24 protein-coding genes and 1 pseudogene are annotated in these 21,580 nt (G+C 49.6%); 4 read left to right on the top strand and 21 right to left on the bottom strand.

The genetic code is table 11. The features are described 5' to 3' along the window. Positions 1 to 91: 91 nt before the first annotated feature. Complete coding sequence (locus JW885_11640; GenBank protein ID MBN1882818.1) at positions 92 to 508, bottom strand: hypothetical protein; 417 nt, start codon at positions 506 to 508, stop codon at positions 92 to 94. 316 nt (positions 509 to 824) lie between these two features. Between JW885_11640 and JW885_11635 the strand changes: the two are divergent. After that, positions 825 to 1,130 (top strand): annotated as a pseudogene (locus JW885_11635) (hypothetical protein). Positions 1,131 to 1,724: 594 nt separating this feature from the next. On the opposite strand, the gene JW885_11630 reads toward JW885_11635, so the two are convergent. Then, on the bottom strand, positions 1,725 to 2,459 hold the full coding sequence (locus tag JW885_11630) for a CPBP family intramembrane metalloprotease (protein MBN1882817.1): 735 nt from the start codon (positions 2,457 to 2,459) through the stop codon (positions 1,725 to 1,727). 28 nt (positions 2,460 to 2,487) lie between these two features. On the opposite strand from JW885_11630, the gene JW885_11625 reads away from it, so the two are divergent. After that, the gene (locus JW885_11625) at positions 2,488 to 2,664 is read left to right on the top strand and encodes a hypothetical protein (protein MBN1882816.1); all 177 of its coding nucleotides are present in this window, start codon (positions 2,488 to 2,490) and stop codon (positions 2,662 to 2,664) included. A gap of 116 nt (positions 2,665 to 2,780) precedes the next feature. On the opposite strand, the gene JW885_11620 is transcribed toward JW885_11625, so the two are convergent. Further along, on the bottom strand, positions 2,781 to 3,635 hold the full coding sequence (locus JW885_11620; protein ID MBN1882815.1) for a class I SAM-dependent methyltransferase: 855 nt from the start codon (positions 3,633 to 3,635) through the stop codon (positions 2,781 to 2,783). Between the two features lie 485 nt (positions 3,636 to 4,120). Between JW885_11620 and JW885_11615 the strand changes: the two genes are divergently transcribed. After that, entirely contained in the window at positions 4,121 to 4,330 is a 210-nt protein-coding gene (locus JW885_11615; protein MBN1882814.1) for a molybdopterin-binding protein, read from the top strand. Positions 4,331 to 4,493: 163 nt separating this feature from the next. Here JW885_11615 and JW885_11610 read toward each other — a convergent pair whose 3' ends face one another. From JW885_11610 to JW885_11560, 11 genes are all read right to left on the bottom strand, one after another. After that, complete coding sequence (locus tag JW885_11610) at positions 4,494 to 4,787, bottom strand: hypothetical protein (GenBank protein MBN1882813.1); 294 nt, start codon at positions 4,785 to 4,787, stop codon at positions 4,494 to 4,496. 125 nt (positions 4,788 to 4,912) lie between these two features. Continuing rightward, positions 4,913 to 5,140 carry a hypothetical protein gene (locus JW885_11605; protein ID MBN1882812.1) on the bottom strand — a complete coding sequence of 76 codons (228 nt, stop codon included), beginning with the start codon at positions 5,138 to 5,140 and terminating at the stop codon, positions 4,913 to 4,915. A gap of 324 nt (positions 5,141 to 5,464) precedes the next feature. Beyond that, positions 5,465 to 5,641: a hypothetical protein gene (locus JW885_11600; protein ID MBN1882811.1), complete on the bottom strand. Its 177-nt coding sequence runs from the start codon at positions 5,639 to 5,641 to the stop codon at positions 5,465 to 5,467. A gap of 13 nt (positions 5,642 to 5,654) precedes the next feature. Beyond that, positions 5,655 to 6,098 carry a hypothetical protein gene (locus JW885_11595; protein MBN1882810.1) on the bottom strand — a complete coding sequence of 148 codons (444 nt, stop codon included), beginning with the start codon at positions 6,096 to 6,098 and terminating at the stop codon, positions 5,655 to 5,657. Between the two features lie 5 nt (positions 6,099 to 6,103). After that, positions 6,104 to 6,490, bottom strand: a complete 387-nt coding sequence (locus tag JW885_11590) for a hypothetical protein (GenBank protein MBN1882809.1) — start codon at positions 6,488 to 6,490, stop codon at positions 6,104 to 6,106. Beyond that, positions 6,490 to 7,077: a hypothetical protein gene (locus JW885_11585; protein MBN1882808.1), complete on the bottom strand. Its 588-nt coding sequence runs from the start codon at positions 7,075 to 7,077 to the stop codon at positions 6,490 to 6,492. Before JW885_11585 ends, JW885_11590 begins: the two co-directional genes overlap by 1 nt. Then, positions 7,074 to 10,343 (bottom strand): hypothetical protein, encoded by a 3,270-nt coding sequence (locus tag JW885_11580; GenBank protein ID MBN1882807.1) that lies wholly within the window; start codon positions 10,341 to 10,343, stop codon positions 7,074 to 7,076. Before JW885_11580 ends, JW885_11585 begins: the two co-directional genes overlap by 4 nt. After that, on the bottom strand, positions 10,340 to 10,843 hold the full coding sequence (locus JW885_11575) for a hypothetical protein (protein MBN1882806.1): 504 nt from the start codon (positions 10,841 to 10,843) through the stop codon (positions 10,340 to 10,342). Before JW885_11575 ends, JW885_11580 begins: the two co-directional genes overlap by 4 nt. Further along, complete coding sequence (locus tag JW885_11570) at positions 10,844 to 12,679, bottom strand: hypothetical protein (GenBank protein MBN1882805.1); 1,836 nt, start codon at positions 12,677 to 12,679, stop codon at positions 10,844 to 10,846. Between the two features lie 374 nt (positions 12,680 to 13,053). Further along, positions 13,054 to 13,443 carry a hypothetical protein gene (locus JW885_11565; GenBank protein ID MBN1882804.1) on the bottom strand — a complete coding sequence of 130 codons (390 nt, stop codon included), beginning with the start codon at positions 13,441 to 13,443 and terminating at the stop codon, positions 13,054 to 13,056. 269 nt (positions 13,444 to 13,712) lie between these two features. After that, a complete protein-coding gene (locus JW885_11560; GenBank protein ID MBN1882803.1) occupies positions 13,713 to 14,723 on the bottom strand; it encodes a DUF128 domain-containing protein in 1,011 nt (336 codons plus the stop codon). A 446-nt stretch (positions 14,724 to 15,169) separates the two neighbouring features. Here JW885_11560 and JW885_11555 point away from each other — a divergent pair, with 446 nt between their 5' ends. Further along, positions 15,170 to 16,765, top strand: a complete 1,596-nt coding sequence (locus JW885_11555; GenBank protein MBN1882802.1) for an FMN-binding glutamate synthase family protein — start codon at positions 15,170 to 15,172, stop codon at positions 16,763 to 16,765. A gap of 390 nt (positions 16,766 to 17,155) precedes the next feature. Here the strand turns inward: JW885_11555 and JW885_11550 are convergent, their stop codons facing one another. From JW885_11550 to JW885_11520, 7 genes are all read right to left on the bottom strand, one after another. After that, positions 17,156 to 17,719 carry a hypothetical protein gene (locus JW885_11550; protein ID MBN1882801.1) on the bottom strand — a complete coding sequence of 188 codons (564 nt, stop codon included), beginning with the start codon at positions 17,717 to 17,719 and terminating at the stop codon, positions 17,156 to 17,158. Further along, positions 17,712 to 17,963, bottom strand: coding sequence for a hypothetical protein (locus JW885_11545; GenBank protein MBN1882800.1), 252 nt, complete (start codon positions 17,961 to 17,963; stop codon positions 17,712 to 17,714). The genes JW885_11550 and JW885_11545 overlap by 8 nt, the downstream gene beginning before the upstream one ends. Next, positions 17,950 to 18,711 carry a TIGR04255 family protein gene (locus JW885_11540; protein ID MBN1882799.1) on the bottom strand — a complete coding sequence of 254 codons (762 nt, stop codon included), beginning with the start codon at positions 18,709 to 18,711 and terminating at the stop codon, positions 17,950 to 17,952. Before JW885_11540 ends, JW885_11545 begins: the two co-directional genes overlap by 14 nt. A 364-nt stretch (positions 18,712 to 19,075) precedes the next feature. Beyond that, entirely contained in the window at positions 19,076 to 19,846 is a 771-nt protein-coding gene (locus tag JW885_11535) for a hypothetical protein (GenBank protein ID MBN1882798.1), read from the bottom strand. A 43-nt stretch (positions 19,847 to 19,889) separates the two neighbouring features. Continuing rightward, positions 19,890 to 20,336, bottom strand: coding sequence for a hypothetical protein (locus JW885_11530; GenBank protein ID MBN1882797.1), 447 nt, complete (start codon positions 20,334 to 20,336; stop codon positions 19,890 to 19,892). 34 nt (positions 20,337 to 20,370) lie between these two features. Continuing rightward, a complete protein-coding gene (locus JW885_11525; protein ID MBN1882796.1) occupies positions 20,371 to 20,712 on the bottom strand; it encodes a hypothetical protein in 342 nt (113 codons plus the stop codon). Positions 20,713 to 20,987: 275 nt separating this feature from the next. Further along, positions 20,988 to 21,530 (bottom strand): cytochrome P460 family protein, encoded by a 543-nt coding sequence (locus JW885_11520; GenBank protein MBN1882795.1) that lies wholly within the window; start codon positions 21,528 to 21,530, stop codon positions 20,988 to 20,990. Positions 21,531 to 21,580: the final 50 nt, after the last annotated feature.

The raw sequence follows: 21,580 nt of genomic DNA, 5'->3' as shown, positions 1-21,580 counted from the left end.
CGGAGTGGAACCGGCGCGGGGGAGGAAGTGCACCCCGACCGAATAGTCGATAGGAGGGTTTATGATTTCTCCGGGAGCCGGCGGGCGGAAATCAATTCTCCGGCTCCTCCGTGAGGGTCAGCCCCTCGCGGATGTACTCAAGGATTTTATCCCTTTCTTTGTTTGCGATTCCCAGAAAGAAAAAGAGCATCGATCCGTACACGTCGTCGGCCGCGTCCCCTTTTGGGGGAGAGACAATCTCCCGCCCCACATGCACGATCCCCGGCTCCACCACGATGACGAAGCGGAACCTCCCCTTGGTCTCCCTCTCAACGAGCCATGCGGTCTCCATGCGGCCCGTCGTCTCGTCGACCTCCTCCAGGGTGTAGTGCTCCTCCACGATCCCCCGGACCGCGGCGAAGAGGGAGACGCCGCCGGATTCCACGGTCAGCACGTCCCAGATTATCGGCGGCTCCTTGCCCATCCGATCGAAGGAGAGGGCGAGTATATTAAACAGAGCAATTACCAATACTATAACCAAGCATAAAGAAATTGATAAAGTTCGATATCTTTTCATTGTTTTATGAATCTCACAAAAAGCAGTAAATAAAGATGTATTTTAGAAGTATACTATATCTCAAAAAAAAACAAAATTGATATAAATGAAATAGTTTTAAGTATTTTCAATCAAACACTTTGTAAAACTAAACCACAGACATTTGTGATCTTTTTTTGATGCAAATAAATATAATAGTCAGCTTAATCTTTTATTGTTCAAATATGAAATTGACAGCAACCATTTAATTCTCTAAAATAAAATCCACCTATTTGATTAAGGTGACCATATGGTAAAAAAAGACAATTCTTTGTTTGCATTTGTTCTTATGCCTTTTGACTCTACTTATGACGATATATATAAACTTGGGATAAAGGCAGTTGCAGAAGAGTTAAACTTTAAAGCTGAAAGAGTTGACGAACAAATATTCAGAGAGGGAATTCTTGATAGAATATATAGACAAATAGAAGGAGCAGATGTAGTTATTGCTGATATGTCAGACCAAAATCCCAATGTTTTCTATGAAGTTGGTTATGCACATGCAAAAAATAAAACTTGTATTCACCTGACAAAAACTTCATCGGATATTCCTTTTGATCTAAAACATCATAGACACATTGTTTATGAAAACTCAATAACATCACTAAAAGAAAAATTGAAGGCTGAATTAAGTTGGATAAAAAACGATATAGAAAAAATTAAAACAAGAAATATAAAAGTAACTCTTAAACCAGTCAGAGGATACTTAGAAATAGACAAATTCGATGCCACTGGAGAGGTTTATTACCAAATAGACTTATCAAATGATTCTGACATACCTTCTCCAACAATAGAAGCAATTTATATATATACATCGAGTGGTTGGACTTTTTATCAGGATGATAATAAACGTCCATCAAAGGAATCAGATATTGAAGGATTTGAGTCGCGCCATCTTTTATTAACACCCCTAAATAGATTTGTTAAAGGGTCATGGGCTCCATTAAATCTTAAATCACGAAAAATAATAGCTTCTGTTTTTGCTGGAGACGAAATACTTAATGAATATACACTAAAAGGTAGAATACTTCTACGTCTTCAGACATCTGAGGGTAATTACGATTACCATTTCGAAGTTGAAGTCGTAGTTGACGAAATACCTTTCTGATTTTGTTACATCAATATGAGCTTCACATCCTTTTCCCTATCCCTACCACAGCCCCGCGCTCAACAGAAAGATTGCCCCGCCGTGAACCAGGGTGGCCGAAACCAGGCCCCATTTCATCCTGACCAGGCCGCAGATCGTCCCCTCCCACAGGCAGAAGAGTAATACCGGTAGTCCCACGTTCGTGACGGTGAAGGCAAGAAAGACGTGGGCAAAGGCGAAGAGGACGCCGGAGGTAAGCGCCGCCCTGAGCGGCGTTGTGAGCCGCTCCATGTGGCCGTAAAAGAGGCCCCGAAAGAGGGTTTCCTCCAGAAAATTGCCGAAGATCGTCACGCAGAGAAGGGGGAAAACCAGAGACGTCGCCACCGCCCCGCCCCGGGCGGCGATATCCACCCATCGATACCCGATGAGGAGCGGCGCCGCCACCACCGCCGCCCCACATAATCCGATGATGACAGAAGAGATTACCCCTTCCTTGAACCAGACGATCAATCCCCGGAGTTCCTTATCGAAAAGGAGGATCGCACACGCCCCCGTTCCGGAGGAGAGACCCAGCACCACCAAGAGAAGCGGCATATCAGCAAACCTGATCCGGAAAAACCCTTCCGTCCCGAACCGCCACATCCCCAGAGGCGTCATGGCGTCACGCATCAGGACGAACATGAGAATATACGCCATGACGCGATAGGCCGCATCGCGCTTTCCCACGAGGAGCACGAAGGCGATCCCCACCACCAGGCCGGGGAGGATGCGGGCGCAATAGGAGATCAAAAGTGACATATCCACGGGATTTCCCTCCGGAAGATCGGTGATCAAAAAGACATCGGCACGTACGGGCGGCATCCCGGCCGCCCCGCACCGGTGCCCATCATACCAGAAAGCCGAGGGCGTGTCGAGCATCGTCAAGGGAGGACCGCCCGAAAACCATCCCGTCAATCCGCTGGCGTCGTTAAAACAGTTCGGCCTGTTCGCACTGATGATATAAAAATCGGTCTCGCGCCACTGTTCATCGAGCAACACGTGAAATGGTACCGAAAGCCCGATTATGACCTGAACGGCGTGATGTCGATGCGCCTCTGCGTATTCCCTCTCCCTTCCCCGTTACACCCGGGCACACATCACATGGGAAAGGCCGCCGACGATAAGCCCGTCGTCCCGGTTTGAAAAGTAGTGTGCGTTGATCTCGCCTGGCGTCCAGTCCCGGACACATCCAAAGCCCATTTCCCGGACGTCCTCCGCGAGCCGCGCGGGATCGAAGAAGGTGCGCCACACCTCCCCGGTCTCCGCCACTCGTGCCGCCAACGCATGAAAGGCCGCCCGACCCGCCCCCGTCATCAACGACGGGGAGATCGTGTAGTCGAAGGCTATCCCGCTTTCGTGTGGAAACGAGGCAACAAAACGCAGAGTCCACATGACCACTTCCACCGGGAGATAGAGCGTCACGCCGAGCCATGAAAAGAAGGTAGGCGCATCGAACGCGAAGCCCGCCGCAATCAAACCGTCGGAAAGGGTCCGCGTCTCGAAATCAATCGGGACGAATCTGACATCCAGAGAGATTGCGATGTCGGCCTCTTTGAGCCGCTCCCGCTTGTATGCCTGCGTTGTAGGGTGATCGACCTCGAAGATCGTAAGCGTCCCCTCCGGATAGGGACTCCGATAGGCAAATGTATCCAACCCCGCCCCGAGGATAACGTACTGCCGTACACCGTGCAAAACCCTTTTGGCAAGCTCGTCCTCGGCGATCCGGCTCCGCGCCGCCAGAAAGGCCCGGAGATACGACGACACCCACGTAGCCTCGAATCGCTGCGGGTCGGCGGTAAGCTGTGACGCCGCCTCCTTCCCGATGATGCGAAGGGCCAGTGGGTCTTCGAAGACCAGGGGATTATCAAGGAGCTGATGGGCCGCCCGCCACTGTGCAACGCTGTCGGCCGTGGCGCTCGGGAGGCCTTCTTTCATGACAATCGTCCTATTTCATAACAGATAACGGGGGAGGAAGGATCAGTGTAATCGAACCGGAAGAAAATGACAAGGTGTAATAGAAACGTCCTCGTTCGACACAGCCCACATGCATATACGATCTCTTTCACGTAATGAAAAAGAGGGATCGTTTGAACAACCCCTTCCGATGCCGGCGAACCCCAGACCGTCTCGGTGAAATTAAACATCGGATTTCGTGCTCTGAGGTACTCGTTCTCCGTTCAACAATTCAAAATCCCAGATATGTGAAGAAGGTGGTGTCTTACCACGGTGGTCATTCACCCGCAACCGCCGGGAGAAAGAGACATAATGTGTGAAACGAAAACACGGCCACCGCATCAAAACATAAGAAAAATTGTAGGAAATTGATATTTATGATGTATAATATAAAGACAATAGACTATTTAAATAGAAATCTGCACCCGGGTCCGATGGGTGCACACACCACACACATGGAGGCTATCATGAAAATAAGCGCACGAAACGTCATAAAGGGAAAGGTGAAAAAGGTCACCCCCGGCGCGGTCAATACCGAGGTGCTGATGGTGACCGATGGGGGGACGGAGGTCGTCTCGATCATTACCAAGGAATCAGCCGATAAACTGAAACTCGCCGAGGGTAAGGATGTGTACGCCGTAATCAAGGCGTCCAACGTGATGATCGCCGTGGATTGATACGACATATCAAGAGATCAAAAGGAAAGGGGGACCCCGATGGGGTTCCCCTTTCTGTGCAAATAACAGTATCTGTCAATTAACAAGTCCCTAAGTATGACAATCCAAAATTGTAATCCCAACCGTCTGGGCCGGAGTCTCTCGTTACGGCACGGAGCTGATATTATAAGCCCGAAAAGACGGCGATTGCGACAGCGATAATGACACTCCAAATCCCCGCCGTCCCCAGGTCTTTCTTCACCGCCTTCCCGAACGTCTCCCGGTGATAGTCCCTACTGAATGCGATTATCTTCTCTTTCTGAATCTCGTACATGACGCTTTTCGTGAGGGCTTTCTTGTATGTCGGGGCCTTGACCTCATACCGATCCGTTTCGGGATTGTAGAGCACCGCGTCCGGATCGGATGGTTCCTGCTTTGAGATACGGCCGAAGTATTCCACGACGTCATCCTCCGTCATGTACAGGTCTGATATATGCGGCGGGGGGTTGACAATCCAGGAAGCGGTCGAACAACCCTGTGTTGCAAAAACCAGGAACAACAGCACACAAAGCGATGTGAGTTGTATGGATGTCACACGATATTTCACTCGCCCCATACGACACCCCCCATTCGTGAAAGATCATCGACTGTCAGGGCTTCAAGCTGTTCCGGGACATACTCCTCTTCGAGATAGCCTTGGAGTGAAAACGCCTGATTATTCTCGATTTTCGACTGGAGCCGTGATATGTTGTGGACCTGAATCGCTATCGTTACCACCATGGCAATCACGACTAAGACCTCTACAAACATCACCCAGTGACGAAATCTCATCCTCATTCCCCTTGTATTTTTTCAAAAAGTACATCCCAACATACGACAGACACCCGGCGGTGAACGCGGCGTCAAACAGCGCAAGATTATCCGCTCCCGCTTTCCAGAAGAACGCTGCAACGTGTACGACAATCCACACGAAAGTAATGAACACCGCGATCCACGCGCCTTTCGGAGTGCCGTCGTCTTTGATGAGGATGATTCTCATACCATTTCAGATCATTAAACAGTCAATTCCGTTATGTATGTAAAGGCCGTTTTCTTTTAATACGGCCGGGCAGCCCCACAGGATCGCCCGTTACTCCATCGCCAATGGCGGACGGGCTACACGCCCTTGATCCACGCCGCCGCCCTCTCGATGACGGAATCGAGCTTCCCGTCGGCCTCGTGATACTTTTTCACAACATGGTCCATCCAGTCTCCCAGGTATCGGATGGCGACAAAAAGACCGCCGCCGAAACCGAAAAAGAGACAGATACATCCTGCAATGACACAACCCATTGTTCTTCTCCTATCAGATGAGTCTATACGCCTCGTTATACGTGACGTACGTTTGTTTTCCGTTCCTGTGTACCGCCCCCCACCGCGCCATATATCCCCTTGTGTCGAGGTGAAAGCCCGGATTGTTCCAGTGCGGATATAGACCAAGACCGACGGACTGCCACACATCGAGTCTCCGGAGGCTGAATTTCATCAGATCGGCCGCGTCAAGATAGTCAAGGTTTTCCACATGGAAATCCACCGCCCTCCCGTGATTGTGCTCACTCGGCCACAGTTCCGGCGGGACGCCATCGGGCGGTTTTCTCCAATCGCTGTGTATAACGAATTGGAATTTGAACACGTCCCGGAGATCGTCGAGCAATGCAATAATGTCCGTCTCCATTTTATCAGGATGATGGAACTCTCTTGGCGTGAAATAATTCACCGCCCGCCAATCGGCACTCGTCATCTTCGCCATGCCCCTCATCTCCCATTCTTCGACTGTTTCTCGATAACGCCGGTGAGTTTTCGCATCTGTTCGGTGAATTCCTTCAACGCCTTTGTGTTTTGTTCGACACCCCAGCCGAATTTTGCGACACTCTCCGCCACCCTGTCCATGACGTCCCTGTACCCCCTGGGCATGTAGACCATCGGCAGTCCATCTCCATCGGTTTTGCACTGAATGTCCATGATGTGCCCCACCCTCTCACTTACTGAATAAACGGTTTTAGCGAGATCCTTAATATCAATATCCTTGATCTCGAACCTCGCGCCGTTTCGATGTTTGAGCCAGTCGAATAGGATTTTGCCGACCACGCCCACAAAAAGAGAGAACAACGCTGTGACTGCGACCGCGCTCAATTCATCCATCACATTTCCCCGCCTTCCCACTCCTCCCACTTAACCCCGGTCACGCTTACCAGAAGCCCGTTTTTACTATCGAAGGATTCTCTCATGCTCTCAATGGAGAGATTGTCCCCCACAAGCCCGGCTTCCGGAGCGACGACTCTCAAGACGGAGCCTGGACGAAGGTTCTCCATTCCTGCCCGGGTCAGGAACGGCACAGTGAAACGAAGCCCGATCTTCCCGGCTTTCAGCTCGTCTTTCGCCCGGATAAAGGCTTCGTCTTCCGTCGTGATCAAGGGATCCTCGATCCCCGATTTCTCGTAGTCTCCCTCCCCGTATATCACCGTCGCCATAACCGGATTGGTCTTTGACGACAGTCCAAGAATTTGGGCGTTGTTCAGATCGCCTCCGGGGAGAATCAGATTGACCCGGTCCCCGACAGAAAACTCCGTATCGGCCGACGCCCGCACACTCCCCCTCCATTTCCCCTCCATCAATACGGAGTATCGGCGGGTGTCCACCACTGCGGTGATGGTTCCTACCGCGATGTTGTCCGGCGCCTCCTTTTTGATCTGCCGGGCGGTGATGTCGTAGAGTTTTGACGGTATCATATCTTCTCGTAAATAATGGGCACAGAAAACGACCCTGACATATGCTTATAAAAAACTTGATCTCCGACGGTCCCCCGTTCATCTCCGACCTGTCCTGGGATGGTGATTGTCCCCAAGTATTCCAGAAACCCCAGCGGTGCATCCGGACTCTGGGGATTATCGTGTGTAATGGTGATAATATGAGTACCGCTTACCCCCATCGTGAAGGTGAATACTCCTTCGGAGTTAGTTTTAAGACCCGATTCGGTGTGGCCGCCGGATTCATCCCCTCCATTCCATTCTATTTTCACACTTGCATTCGGCACGGGTGTTTCGGTATTGATGATATATACCCGCCTACTTCCTCGGATATAATCTCCGTTCCAGTAGTCACCTTTCGCCGATGTGTCCCGCTCTCCATGAATCGTGGCTACCACGTTTTCACCGATCTTCATTAATCCAACTACCTGACCATTCGAGACCCCGGCTGAAAGGCCGTCAAGCGTATACGACCCGAGTACCGCCACAAATCCCGAAACCTGGGGAATCGGCTCCGAAAGCGTGATCCGTCCCCTTTCCGCGCTTGTTGGGGTGTGATCCACGTGGAAAGTAACAACGCCTACCCGCTTACCGCCGCCCACCGACGGGGTTGTAGCCTCTTTTCGCCCCACATCAATGAACACCAGGTGATTCAAGCCTCCTGCCCACACCTCTATGACAACTTCCTCCCCCTCCCTGTCGACAAAGGACGGTGCGGTGTATACGATCTGCGCCGTACCGCCCGATTTATAGGTGACGACTACCCGCGTCTGAGGTTTCGGGAGATTGTCTGAAAGTGTGATCGTAGACCCTTCCGTTATGGCCCCGGTTGCGTAATCATAAGAAGTATCTATCTCATCATCGTCAATCGTTCTTCCCTGATACTCATGGGAATCATCCTTCAGTGCATAGATATGTGTGAGGTTCGATATGGGGTTTTGCACCCTGATAGATGTATAGGAGCTTGACACCTGCTCCTCGTTTTCTATGGTGTTTGTAGTCGTGATGTCTAAGTCTGCCGAAAGCGCACCGTTCCCGGCGATTATCTTGAACTTGACAGTGTACCCATCCCCCACAGGATCGCCGTCGGGATCGTAGACTCTTGCAGTGATAACACTCGTCTCTTTGACAAGGAGAGATGAGGGATTAGCGTTCGCATCCAAATCTCCCACCCGCGGATCTCCGAGAATCAAAGCGACGGGATTGGATTCCTGACCGTCATAGGTGGCTTTGACATAAATGGTACCCGCACCAAGCTCGTTTCCGTAGAGCTTTGTTCTCCCTTGCCCGTTCTCGACCAAAACAGAGTTTTCCTCTACAATCCCCGGTCCTTCTACGGAGAAAGATACCGAATCCCCGCCGTGATAGGTGACGAGGTGCGGCCCTTCCAGCATATTCCCTGTCGTGGTAATCACAAAATCGTCGAAGATATACGGCCCGTCGACCTTCGTGCCCGGCACCCCGCCGCCGATGTCCGGCCATATCCCCACAACCCCACCGTTTGCGATGCGCTTTAAGACGGCGATTGTATTTGCGTTCGAAGGTGTGGCAGATTCTTCTTCAATCAATCCTGTATCCACCAACATCCCCTCAGAGTCGTAGCAGGTTGCAATCAACACTGTGTAATCATTCCCATCGGCGGCCAACGTGGATTTAAAATTTCCCCGCGAATCCACGGAGACAAGCTCCACTTCGGCCCATGCTCTAAAGGTCGCCTCGTTATTAGCCCTTCCCTTTACTACAATCTTGTTGAAAGACTGCGGGATTTCTTCGAGTATCTCTATCTGATGAATATCCGAAGAATCCACAGAGAACACAGGAGGATGATTTCTCGGAGTGTAATCATTTGCATGAAAATAGAGTTTGTCATTATAGCCGGTTGAAATATGCCCGCCGACCGCCGAGACTACTTCTTTAATGACTTCCATCGGAGTGCGGGCATCGAAAGTGTGGTACTCAATCGGTCCGTCGGGGAGGCACCATTCATATTCAAGCCCGGCTTCCTCCACCAAATTGGTCACTATCGCCCGCTTTGTGGTGTTCTCATAGGAGACGGTGTTCTGAGCGGAATACGGCCTATCAAGGAGTGCGGCTTTGCTTCTCCCTGAGATCCGTTTTGCATGCCTTCCGTTGCTCATGGTTTCGGAGATTTCCTCGATAAAGAATTCTCCCCGCGTGATATACATCCCCGATGAATCGTGATCGACCTGAATCTCTATCTGAGGGATCTTGAAGTCGGCATTATTCTTTCGGTAGATTTCCGCCGAGATTGACCAGTCAAAATCGATTCTCAACATTTTGACGAATCGCTCACTCCAATCTATGAAGTACGAAAGCACTTGTGAGGTAACGTCTCTTTCATTCAATAGTACCTTGACTGATGGAATATATACCTGCGATCCACCCCCGCCGATGCGATTGAGGACGATAGAATCCGACTCAACGAGATCATAATCAAGAATATCGTTTTTGATTGTAAGTGTATCCGCAACTTCCGTTGTGAAATCATTCAAAACCCACAGCGCGGAACCGTTGAAGTGATTTGAGTGATATTTCTCTGTCAGGAGATTGTTATGCGAGATAAAGGTATTTGCGATTTCCGTTTGTTCAACGATAATATAATCGAATTTAATTATACCATGCCAAATATTATCGTTGTTGTCCCCCACAAACCACCAGTAATGATCATCGTAATACTGTAATTGCTCCGAATCGGTTGATTGTATACCATTATTTAAAAAAACGGTCTTTGTTGTCGGATCATATTGAATTATAAGTGTGTATTCTGTGTTAAGACTTACAGTCCTGACATAATTACTTGTAGTCCCCCATGTTCCACCAATTCCGTTGTATCCTCTTGCTGTTCCCGATGAATTAGTAATAAACCAATATTCTCGATAGTTAGAACCAATTCGATAAAGGTTACATGATAATACCCAATTGGTGAACGAACCTGATGGCTCTGGCTGTGCTGATAACGACTGAATAACAAACAGCCTGATATAATCACCATCTCTCAATGCCGACAGCTTGTATTTTATAGATGTTCGAAATGGTATTGTAACAAATTCCGCTTTTTTCAACCCCTTGTCGCACGTAATCATTGCTGCGTCTGTGTCTGCATACGTGGCAGTTATGCCCCACCCGTTAGATGTGTAAACATTACCGTCATTTTTCGTTGCGGTTTTAATCGATTCCTGAACCGCACCATTAGGTAAATTGAAATGTTCTACTACAAAAAAGCTCATTTTGCGTAAACTCTTATAAGCATCACGCCGATATTCGGTGTTGCGATTCCATCAACGCCCCACCATAATTGTTTATCGTCTCCAATCGTCAATTCCACCGCTTTCCCCTCAAATTGAAGTATCGCATAATACGGATCGTCATATTCACCGTACGTCCCGAGCGTTGCATAATCAACTTTGGTAACAAGATTGACAAATGCTCTATAAGGTCTTATTTCCGCCCCATCGTTAAAGTAACCGCTTACTGCTTCGACTTTTACGGATTCATATGATTGAAGCGTAATGTATCCGATATAGCCGCTGTAATCTCCAGGATTCAAAGAAAGCATATTCCACAGTGAACTGTCTACCGCGATTGTGCAAATAAACTTCCACTCCTCGTTTTTATCCCCCGCCGAATTAATCGGAGTTAAGTAATAGTTCTGTCTATTCGACTCAACCGGTTTGAGATAGTACACCTGGGGTGTAGATTCAACGGGAGTGAGATAATAAGTTTCCATTTACGACTGCGCCCGACAACTTATCTCCACCTTGTTCCCCGAACTCGCCTCCGTGGCGGCGGGGACTACCTCTTTCGCCCACACACCCCTTGCGCTCTGAACGAGGGAGAACGATAAGGTATTTGCCGCCACCCAGGTCCCACCCCAACCGTCCGATTGAATCGTGAAGTAGTACTCTCCCTGGTGCGGGATCTGAAAATCGGTGTTGATATCACCCGCCCCCAGGTTCGTGGAATTCCCATCTACCACCATTGACACGGTGAAGTTTGTATCATTGGAAAACGTCACGGTCACATCAGCCGTGAGAGTCCCTTTTTTATATGTCAAAATCGGATATGTAGAATGATCGTATATTCCCGATCCAGAAGCCACGGGAGTGGTTACAGTCGGTTCGATATCACCCAACTGTAATACACACGATGCCACCATGCCGTCGGTTCCATAGACAATGGAATTTGAAAGCCCGAGGACTATATCGGCGGTTGATGCTGAAAGTATCTGGATGGAACCGGTGGTATAGTATGAATCCGACCGAATTGCCACTTTCCCCGAAGTATATTCATATGTCGTCGCCCCTGTGAGAGAAATTTGAGCCACCACTTGGGCGGCCGTTTGGCCGTTACCCGAAAGGGTCACGGACTGAGAGTCGCCTCTATCAACTTGGACTATCAGGGTGAGACCGTCCACATTAAAGTTTTCGCTTTCCGATCCCTGCACTTCCGCACGGGTCTTGACAGCGTAGTCTGATTGAATTGTCGTCTCCGTAGCGATAAAACACTCTCCCGTCAGGTTAGGGGACCCATCCGAAATTTTGAGAAAATCGATATATGACGTGACTCCGCTCGTCGTTGTCCCTTCCTGACGTAACGTCACCAGCCCATCGGTAGCACCGGAGGCATCGGAACAGTCTATCCCGGATTCAATAAGAAAGTCGTCCTTGTAGAGATCAACGGTTTCGGATCCACTTAAGGAACCGTCCACCACAAGCCGCCACACCGTCCATGTATCCTCTTCTACGATGTTTGTCCCCACCTCATTCCATGCCGCCCCGTCATAAATGAACATCCCATCCGTACCGAATCGTACAGATAAAACGATAGTCCCGTTGTCCACTATCAGGAGAAAGTTGTCTGCGTCTCCCGTTGTTCCTATATCATTAAAATAGGTGCGAATCTGAACCGTGAAAGAATCTTCGAGTGTTCCTACATTCCGATATCGCTCGGCCTTGTGTCCGCCACCGATGGATGCAATGGTGAACTTGAACGTATCTCTATCTTGAAACGTCTCCTGTGTGCTCTCTCCCGATAAGTCGCCGTCGGTCCATCCAGTGAGAGATGAGCAGTCGTCATCATGCACATTCCCCTGCCCTATTGTGAACGCGCATCTATCTACCGTCAGATATTCAACGGGAGGTCGGCCCGTAGACGGGTTGGGATTACCATGATTTATGAGTCCGACAAGGGAAGATGGAAATATCCCGTCGGCGTCCTCAAAGTCGGCCACGATGGTACAAGGGGTGTTCGACGCGGTGATCGCTTCGGCCAAATCCCCCGCCCCGTGCCAGAATGTTGCGGCGATGTCCCCCGCTACCGGGTCTGAGCCGTCACTCATCGCATCGATAACGAAGGTTGTGGAATGTGATGTGTCAGAGGAAACGAAGGCATACCCCTTATACGTCCCGTCGGGATTAAAGAAGTACACCTCGTCACCTTTGGCCAGAGACACAGCATTTGCAATCGTGACGGTCCGGGCCGACCAAGCGATGTCATATTCAATCCATCCGTACGTCTTCGCCGTCGCCCTTGTATCAAGGTCCGTCCCCTTTTTCAACACCACCCGGTCGTCGGCGGTGGAAAGCCTACTGATGAACTCCTTCGCCTTGTTTGCCGTGCCGGATATGCATTTAACGAAGTATTTTACGACTCGAGTCAACCCGGATGTTCTTTCTGATTCGGTGACGTTCGGAAAAAGGTTTTGGGACACATTGGAGGGAAGTTGATCGTCGCTCATCCCACCCCCAGAGGTGGGACCGGTTCGTCTGTTTGGGTAATAACGTGAAATCGTCATGGTTTATCCCTGAACATTCGCCAACGCCTCCCATGCCTCTTCATAGGCACAAATCAGGTCAGCGATGGCATTGTGAATACAGAATTTCTCACATTCCTCGATATTCGGGAACGTAATCTCGCATCCTCTGTAGTAAAGTGTTATCATCCTGTGCACATCAAAAAAATTTTGCCATAATACCAGGTATCGTCTTCCGGAAACGCCGTCGGGGCGAGCAGTTCCATCTGTATCGGCCCGCCGGACACCTCGTGCCTGAAACGTACGGTACAATCCGCGCCGTTACGACTGAGAGTGTAAGAGGCATCACGCACCCGTGCCATCTCTATCAAGGCGTCAACCGTTGTTCTGGAAAGCCAGCCGGTTTTTTCCGTCGCCTCCAGTGTGATGGAAAAGTGTCCCATCCGAAATCCCACATACATGTTTTCCGTCCCATCCAGGGCGACATATGATGTCCCCGGATATATTTCTTGATTGAACTCATCGATCCAGATCGGATCGTGATCAAGGGCGACGCCGCCCAGTACCGTGGTCATCGGAGAACTCTCCCGAGAAAGGATTGCATGTGTCACTTCACATGTGCGGCAAGTATGACACAGTCCCGTTCCGTCTATAGAAAATATAAACAAGGATTTTTTACGGGGAAAAAAAGACGGTTCGTCGGAAGACGAGCCGAGAGACATACCTGGACGTATGAACACCCGCACACGTACAGGTATCCTGAACGTCTTCGGCATGACATGCATGACTAGGACACTATGAGTATGAAAGTGTTGAGGATTTTTTTAGGGAGACGAAGATTGACTTAGAGAAAGGGGCGGGCCCTCTCCTGTAATTCCTGGAAGGGAAACAGTCGGGAATATTCCATCAAGCCGCTGAGGGCGCCGGGGCGTCGCACGCGAATGCCCTGCTCCTCCAGGATGGCCACCGGATTGAGACCCCCGATAATCACAACGCCCACCCGTCCCTCCCCCACGGGGATTTCCAAAAGCGGCTGCCCCGGCCACCCAACGCTCATAAATCCACCGAGACCCGCATCTTCCAGATACTCCGCCAGCTCCAGCACCCGGGATCGGCTCTCAGCGGGAACCTCACGAAAGCTGGCGCCGATGCGGCCGGATCCCGTTTGTGTTGCTCCGGTATAATCGGTCATTCCGCTCCTGATAAACACCTCAAGGGGATCAAGGGTTGTCCCCTCGTAGTGTATGAGCTCTACAAAGCGGGTGGGGCGCCCCCCCATCAGCTCAAGGAGCCCCCCGAAGCGGGACTGGGTGGGAATACCGTGGGCGAGAAGCACCCCGTTGATGGTCACGGAACAGACGGTACCCACGGCGACGAATCCCGAAGGGACGATTACTTCCCCGATACGTTCATTCTCTCCGAAGAGTGCCGTCAGCGTGCCCATCGAGTACTTATGGGCATACACTTTCTCTATGAGCGGAACGGAACGGGCGAGATTTCCCCTTTCTATGAGGCTCGCGTTTAAAACGACAGTGCCGGATCTCCGTGCCAGGTCAAAATCCATCTGATAGGTCAGCCGGTCGATTTTTGACGCAAGATACCCCACTTTTTCATACACCCGGGCGGAGGAGAGCTCCCGCCGCCCGAGATCGGTAATCATTCTGCCGCGTTTTCCCAAATTTTCGGTTAAACCGTTATCATCAAGCTCTCCCAGGTAGAGGCGAACGGTCCGCTCGCTGATATCGTGGCCCAGCGCATTGAGGGAATCGGTTATCCTGGGGCTGGAAAGGGGGGCTTTCTCGTCATTGAGGATACGAAGAATGGCCAGTTTTTTCTTTTCAATTTTTTCCGTCATGGACACATAATATCGGCAACCATGCCAATTGTCAACCACCTTTTCGGCAATAATGCCGTTATATGCGTTTTTTCGATACGTTCAACGAGATATTTCCCCAATATAACACCACTTTTTTCATCAGATTATACGGAGATCGTCCCGGATTCGGTATGTCTGCCGTTGGGTCACATGGCAGGAAAGATTATCGGCATTTATACCGATATATTTTCCTTAATTTGATAGGCGAAATTCCCAAGAATATTATGCAAATAAAATCAATATTTTATCTTGACATTAGCATTTCTCTTTGGATATATTGGCAATGCTATGCCGTTTCATGGTCCTTTTCCCGGTATATGTTTCCTCATTGCAAACGGCGCGACAGGCATCGTTTCCCGTTTCCGGGACATATAAACATCGGCATTCTATTGCCGAATTAAGCAATTATTTCAAGGAGAGTTTTCATGAACCTGCAAAAACCGAACGCCAACGAGGCGGTTCTAACCGTGAATCGCTCCCGGAACGTGGCGCCCCAGTCCGGCATCTGCAGCCGGTGCGTTGACGGATGCCGCGGCGGTTGTGACCTGTTTGTATCCACGTTTCGTGGACGCGAACTGCTCTACCCCATGCCATACGGAGAAATAACCGCCGGGGCTGACAAGGACTATCCGGTGGACTATTCACACCTGAACATCATGGGATACGCCATGGGTGCAGAGGGAATTAAAGCCAATTCCGACCATGCAATATTCCCTGCGGTGAATACGGAGACCGAATTCGGTACCAAAAACAAGGTTAAGATGAAGGTCCCCATTTTTACCGGCGCCCTGGGCAGTACAGAAATCGCCCGGGTAAACTGGGAACACTTCGCCATAGGCGCCGCCATCAGCGGCATCAGCCTGGTCTGCGGCGAGAACGTCTGCGGCATCGATCCGAAACTGGAGCTGGATAAAAACGGCAAGGTTAAAGAAGCGCCGAACATGCGAAACCGCGTGGAGGAATATCGACGTTACCACGACGGATACGGCGATATATTGGTACAGCTCAATGTGGAGGATACCACGTTCGGAGTCGCCGAATATGTCATCGAAAAGCTGGGGGTGACCACCATCGAGCTGAAATGGGGTCAGGGGGCCAAGTGCATCGGCGGAGAAATCAAGGTGGACAATCTCGAGCGGGCCCAGGAGCTGAAAAAACGGGGTTATATCGTTACGCCGGATCCGGAGGACCCTGCCATACAGGCCGGTTTCAAAGACGGGGCCATCAAACAGTTCGAGCGCCACTCCCGTCTCGGCTTCATTGACAAGGAATCATTCATGGATGAGGTCAAACGCCTGCGGAAGCTCGGTGCTCAGCGGGTAACCCTCAAAACCGGGGCGTACCCGATGCGGGAGCTTGCATTGGCCATCAAGTGGTCCTCCGAGGCGGGAATAGATCTTCTGACCATTGACGGCGCTCCGGGCGGCACCGGCATGAGCCCCTGGCGTATGATGAACGAATGGGGCATCCCGGCCATCTATCTGCACGCCATGGCCGCTGAGCTGGCCGACCGCCTGGCCGATCGGGGTGAGCCGGTGCCGGACCTGGCGTTTGCCGGGGGCTTTTCCGCTGAAGACCACGTTTTCAAGTGTCTGGCCCTGGGGTCTCCCTACGTCAAGGCGGTGTGCATGGGTCGCGCCTTGATGATACCGGGCATGGTCGGAAAAAATATCCAGAAATGGCTCAAGGGAGAAGATGGAGGACTGCCCAAAACCGTCTCGAAGTTCGGCTCCACCAAGGAAGAGATTTTCGTGGCCTACGAGGAGTTGAAGGCCCGCTTCGGTAAAGAGACGGACTCTCTGCCCCTGGGCGCCGTCGGTATCTACAGCGCAACGGAAAAAATCAGGGTCGGACTGCAACAGCTCATGGCCGGGGCGCGCAAATGGGCCGTCCCGTTCATCTCCCGGGACAACCTAATCTCCTTGACCGAGGAATGCACAAAAGTCACCGGTATTCCCTACGTCATGGACGCCTACCGGGAGGTGGCCTTGGACATCATCGATGGAAAAATCCCCGAATAATGACGGGATATTGACGACTGTTTCCAAAAGGAGAGCGGAAACGGAAAAGCGGGGGTCAGAAAGTTGTTGAACAGCAATTCCTACAAGTCATACTGTACGGAAGGTTCTTGACTTTTTCATTTAACTATAGCGACGAAAGCCTATTTTATATTACCTTCTTCTCTATGGTTATAATGTTCTTCTGGCTGTAAAAGGTTGTTAAATTCATACCTTTTTCCTAGAGCAGTCAACAGTACGCCATCCTCATGTCACTGCATGGGGATGGCCCTTTTATAACAAGAAGTCAATTCCTCTTGCCGCTCAACTGTTAGTGAAAACCTTAACTTTTTTAATTTATAGGACTTATACCACTAATTTAAGGATATTTGGTATTGCTTGATATATCAAATTCTAATCAGGAAGACCAATTCTTGCAAGATATTGGGAAAATCTTTGTGAAACATCCTCTCTAAAAAGAGGAGCCAAACGACAAACAAAATGCTCTTTTCGTAGACTTCTTAGATAATTGCCATTAACAGAGAAATAATGTTTGAAGTCAATAACAGAATCAGGAATCAAATTTGAGTCTGTTTCCGAAACAGTGATAAAATGATATCTCGGGATTTCATTATTTCTAATATGTTTTTTTGTTGTTTTTGAATCTATAACCCACATTTCCATATTAAGACTAGAAAGGTGCTCTCCTTTGAAAACATGATCCAAATTATATAAAGGAGCAACAAGAACAGAAAATAACCATTTGTCATGCTTAATACTTGGATTTCTTGACCATCGCACTTTATATTCTTGTTTTAGGTCACAATCTTGTGTAAGTACAATTACTAATGGGAAGACAATTTTTGATACTTCAAATATTCCAGAATCCTCGACTGCATACTCGATCATTTCGACATTACTAAAAATGTCACCTTGGCATACTCTTACTTCTTTACTAACCCTTACTTTTCTAGCCAAAGAAAATCTTACCTCGTATGATAATTCTTTTGGGTTTTCCGATTTCGTATTCCTTATCATCTAAAAAAGGATAATCACCTACATTGCTAGGTTCAGTAGATGTTGATTTCTTTTTTGATACTTCTATCCGAGAATCTTCTCCAGAAGTTGTTTCTTGTGCAAGTGTATATTCTAAGGAACTGACTTCTTCTGTTGAAGTCCCTTCTCTAAAGTACACTGAGTTGTTATTATTATTCTTCTTCATTCATAATTTCTCGCAAGTCACTAGTAATGCTTTGTTCAAATAATCTTTGTATATAATCATGCGAATTTTCTAAATGATTTTTAATCTGTTGAAAATCAAGAAGCTCTTGAATATATGCATCAATGTCTAAAACAAATAAAGGTCGAGTAATTTTTGCCGGGAAATCGGGGTTAGGTACTCCAAATTGGAATTTAACTTGAATTTCATTATCATGTTTATACTCTACGACATGAAATATACGAGTAATAGAACTTCTTTCATCATGAAACCTGTTAAATAGGCATAATAGTTTTTTATCAATATATTTCTCCCAATTGAAAGGATCACAATCTTTCATTTTTATATTATTTATATATCGCAATCCTAATCTTTTTCCTCTAAGTTCAATATCTTCCTTGAATAGTAAGTCTAGTATTCCTAGAAAATCCTCTTTAAGTTCTTCAAAGTTCGAATATCGAGAATATGATATAAAAAACTTTTCCATATCAATTGTAAGTCTCTTTTCCCTATTACGTCCATAATAGTTCCATTGCATAAAATGTTCTTGTTGCTGTTTGACTCCTTTTGGAGAAACCTGGAACTCTTGTGCTATCATATTTGCTGGCTCACTAATAGAAAAGCGTTCCAGAACTTTATTAGATATGTTTGTAGGCATATTTTTTTGTAGATTCTTGAAATGAGCAGAGAAATCAATGCGAACAATGACTTCTTTTAAATAAGTTTTCTTGTATTGAATTTCTTTGTACATTTTTTATATTTGTTATGTATTGTTTTTTATCTTTTCTCTATGTTTCAAAAGTTTATGATTATTTCTTTTGGCTTAAAATATATATCAAATGCAGGGATTAAAAGCAAATCAAAATATATTTATAAGAATATCTAGGAACCTTTCAATTCATCATTACTTTACACACTATATTACCTGGCTGAATTCTTTTTCTCGTTGGAGCCATAGTTCTTGTTAGTAAAAATTGATACCGACCCTCCAAGTCCCACATCATTCATCGCATTAATGATATCCAAGCCCAGCGTATACCGCAGGGCATCGTTTTGCGATGTTCGGTCCGGTTTCTGTACATTTGAATCGGAGTCTTCTCTCATTCTGTTGCCCCTCACGGCGTGTATATCTCCCATCGGCCGAAGGGCCCGTATATGCCTTCTATATCCTTAAGGAACCTGACGCCACTCTTCACCCCGGCCCATTTCCCCTCACTCCCCGGCGCCAGGGGAAGCTCGACGGAACATGAGAAAACAACCCGGCTGTGGGTGACGCGAAAGACGTCCCCGCCCGTGAGCGGCTTCGTCAGGCGAAGGGAAGTAGTGTATGCCTCACCCCCCTCCCAGGGATGGAAACAGCGGCCGGAGAGACACCGCCGCCGATAATCGACGAAGACCGTCTGTCCGTCGGTTATCGCGCCCCCCGGAATGCGCACGAGGTGTCCCCCCCTGCGATCCAGGTAGTAGTCGACATCCTGTGCATACGCCACGCCGCCCCCCGCCGTATCGTGTACCGATACCGTGCAGTCGGTCATAAAGTCCGCGGCGTGGAAAATAGGCGTCCATGCGGTGCCTGAAAGGGTCACCTCCTCGTCGGCGACATCCTCGGTTCCGGATTCGGTCACGGTCACGGCCCCTCCGCCCATCACCAGCCTCCAGAGGGCGATATCTCCCACTTCCGCCCAGATGAAATCGATATCCACCGACACATCCTTCACCAGTATCCGGTCGATGCCGAAGGGGCGGTCGGTTGTGTCGATATGGGGCATCTCCACACCGTTTACCCGAATGACCTCCTCATGGATAATGCCGAGATCGACCCATCCCTCGTCGGTGAACACCTCAATAACGCCCACCGCCGATCTGTCCAGTTTGTCGCTTCCCATCTCTCTTTCCGTTGTCGCGGTGTTAAAACCATGTCGGTCGGATCTACCGCGGTAGAAATCGTATCGAAAGGGTATACATCAGCTCCACGATCCGATCATCCGTCGCCCGCTCCTCCCTCGCGATCTCGACCGTATCATAGACAAGAAAGCTCTCGGTCACAAAGCTTTGTCGGTGAAACAGCGTGCGAAACCGATCGACGACCTCACGGCGAAGCTCCCTCTTCTCGGGCAGCGAGAAAAGACTCACAAGATAGCGCTCCCGCCAGTCGTCCACGGTCCCGCCCACCCTCTGGGGCTGATCGGCTGAATCGAGCCGTATCATCACGTATCCGGGCTTGGAATCCGATATCAGGGGGCACTCTTTCGTCCTCCACGAGAGATATACCCGCGGATCCATTTCGTCCGCGCCCAGAAGAGTCGCCAGGGCGTCGTCCCCGGTCAGCGTCTCGTACAGCAGCCGTTCAATTTCCGTCTCAAATGTCTGTGCCATGTCGCCCGCTTAAAAAACCGGTGCAGGTGTGATATCACTCCACCGCCTCGGCTGTCTTTTCCAGTTGAAACTCGAGATGCGTCTCTCGGTCCAAAAGCCGCGTCACCAGGTGCCATGATCCCTCGAGGGCCGTCCTGTCTCCGGGGAGGATATCCGCATCGGACCCGGCAAAACACAACCGGCATCCCTCAACGCCGATGCCCGTATGATCCCGCATGTGGGTGGAACCGACGGGTTGGGTGTGTACCACAACACCCGTAGACGCGGCCCCCCATTCCCCCAGGGCGTCCCGGCGCTGGAAATCCATCGATTCGCCCAGCGTCTCGATGATCCGCATCACTGTGGCCTTCATGCCGCCGGTCGGGATATCCGCCATATCTCTTATCTCTCTTTCGTTCCGGTTGTTCACGTCTCTGCCGCCCCCGGACCCGCCGCGCCCTAACCTTATTTACACTGAGCTTGGTGATGTGCGGGACCTACCGGCGGGTCCGGAGACACAGAGTTGAAACGTCCCTCATGCTCACCGTACCGACAGTATGACCCATAAGGAATAGCATCATGAAGAATATGAATCGACGGGCAGACTTTTCCCAAAAAAAAGCGGGGGACACATCCCCCGCAGCTATTGCGCAATTTATCCGGTATTGTGCATCAGAACGGCGTGAAGACCCAGTCCGTATCCGAAACCGCTGAATGACAGGCAATACACCCCGACTCGTTTTCCTCGGCCATGACCTTGAACGTATCCCCGGCCAAAAGCGTGCCGTCCTCGGCGGTGGAAACCGTCCCGTCGGCTTTATACTTGACCCAGTACCAGTCGTCCCTCATCGGATCGTAGCCCTCAATCTTGATCATGTTGGTGTACGCAGCCAATTCTCCTTCCGGTGTGTAGTTCTTCTTCATGATATGGGAACCGTAATCGAATACGTCGTTTCCGGCCTCGATGCTTTCCATGGCGACATCATTGACGAGGATGGTCACAAACGCTCCGTGGGGGGAATTGCCTTCCTGCATTTCGGCGGTACCGGGAAACAGCACGAATGAACCCTCGTCGTCGGTGTATTCCATAAATAACTTATCCGGGTCGACGGTCATCATCTCTTCGGCCGAAATGACAGGATGAAGGAGCAGCGCCGCTCCAAAAGCCAGGACAATGGCGACACTCACCATGATCCATTTCATGTTCACCCTCATGTGCGTACCTCCTTTCCTCAAAAAATAAAACGGGCCCACCGGGCCCGCCG

The organism is Candidatus Zymogenaceae bacterium (assembly GCA_016931225.1).
Lineage (GTDB): Bacteria > Desulfobacterota > Zymogenia > Zymogenales > Zymogenaceae > JAFGFE01.
This window is presented reverse-complemented; position numbering and strand designations above follow the sequence as displayed.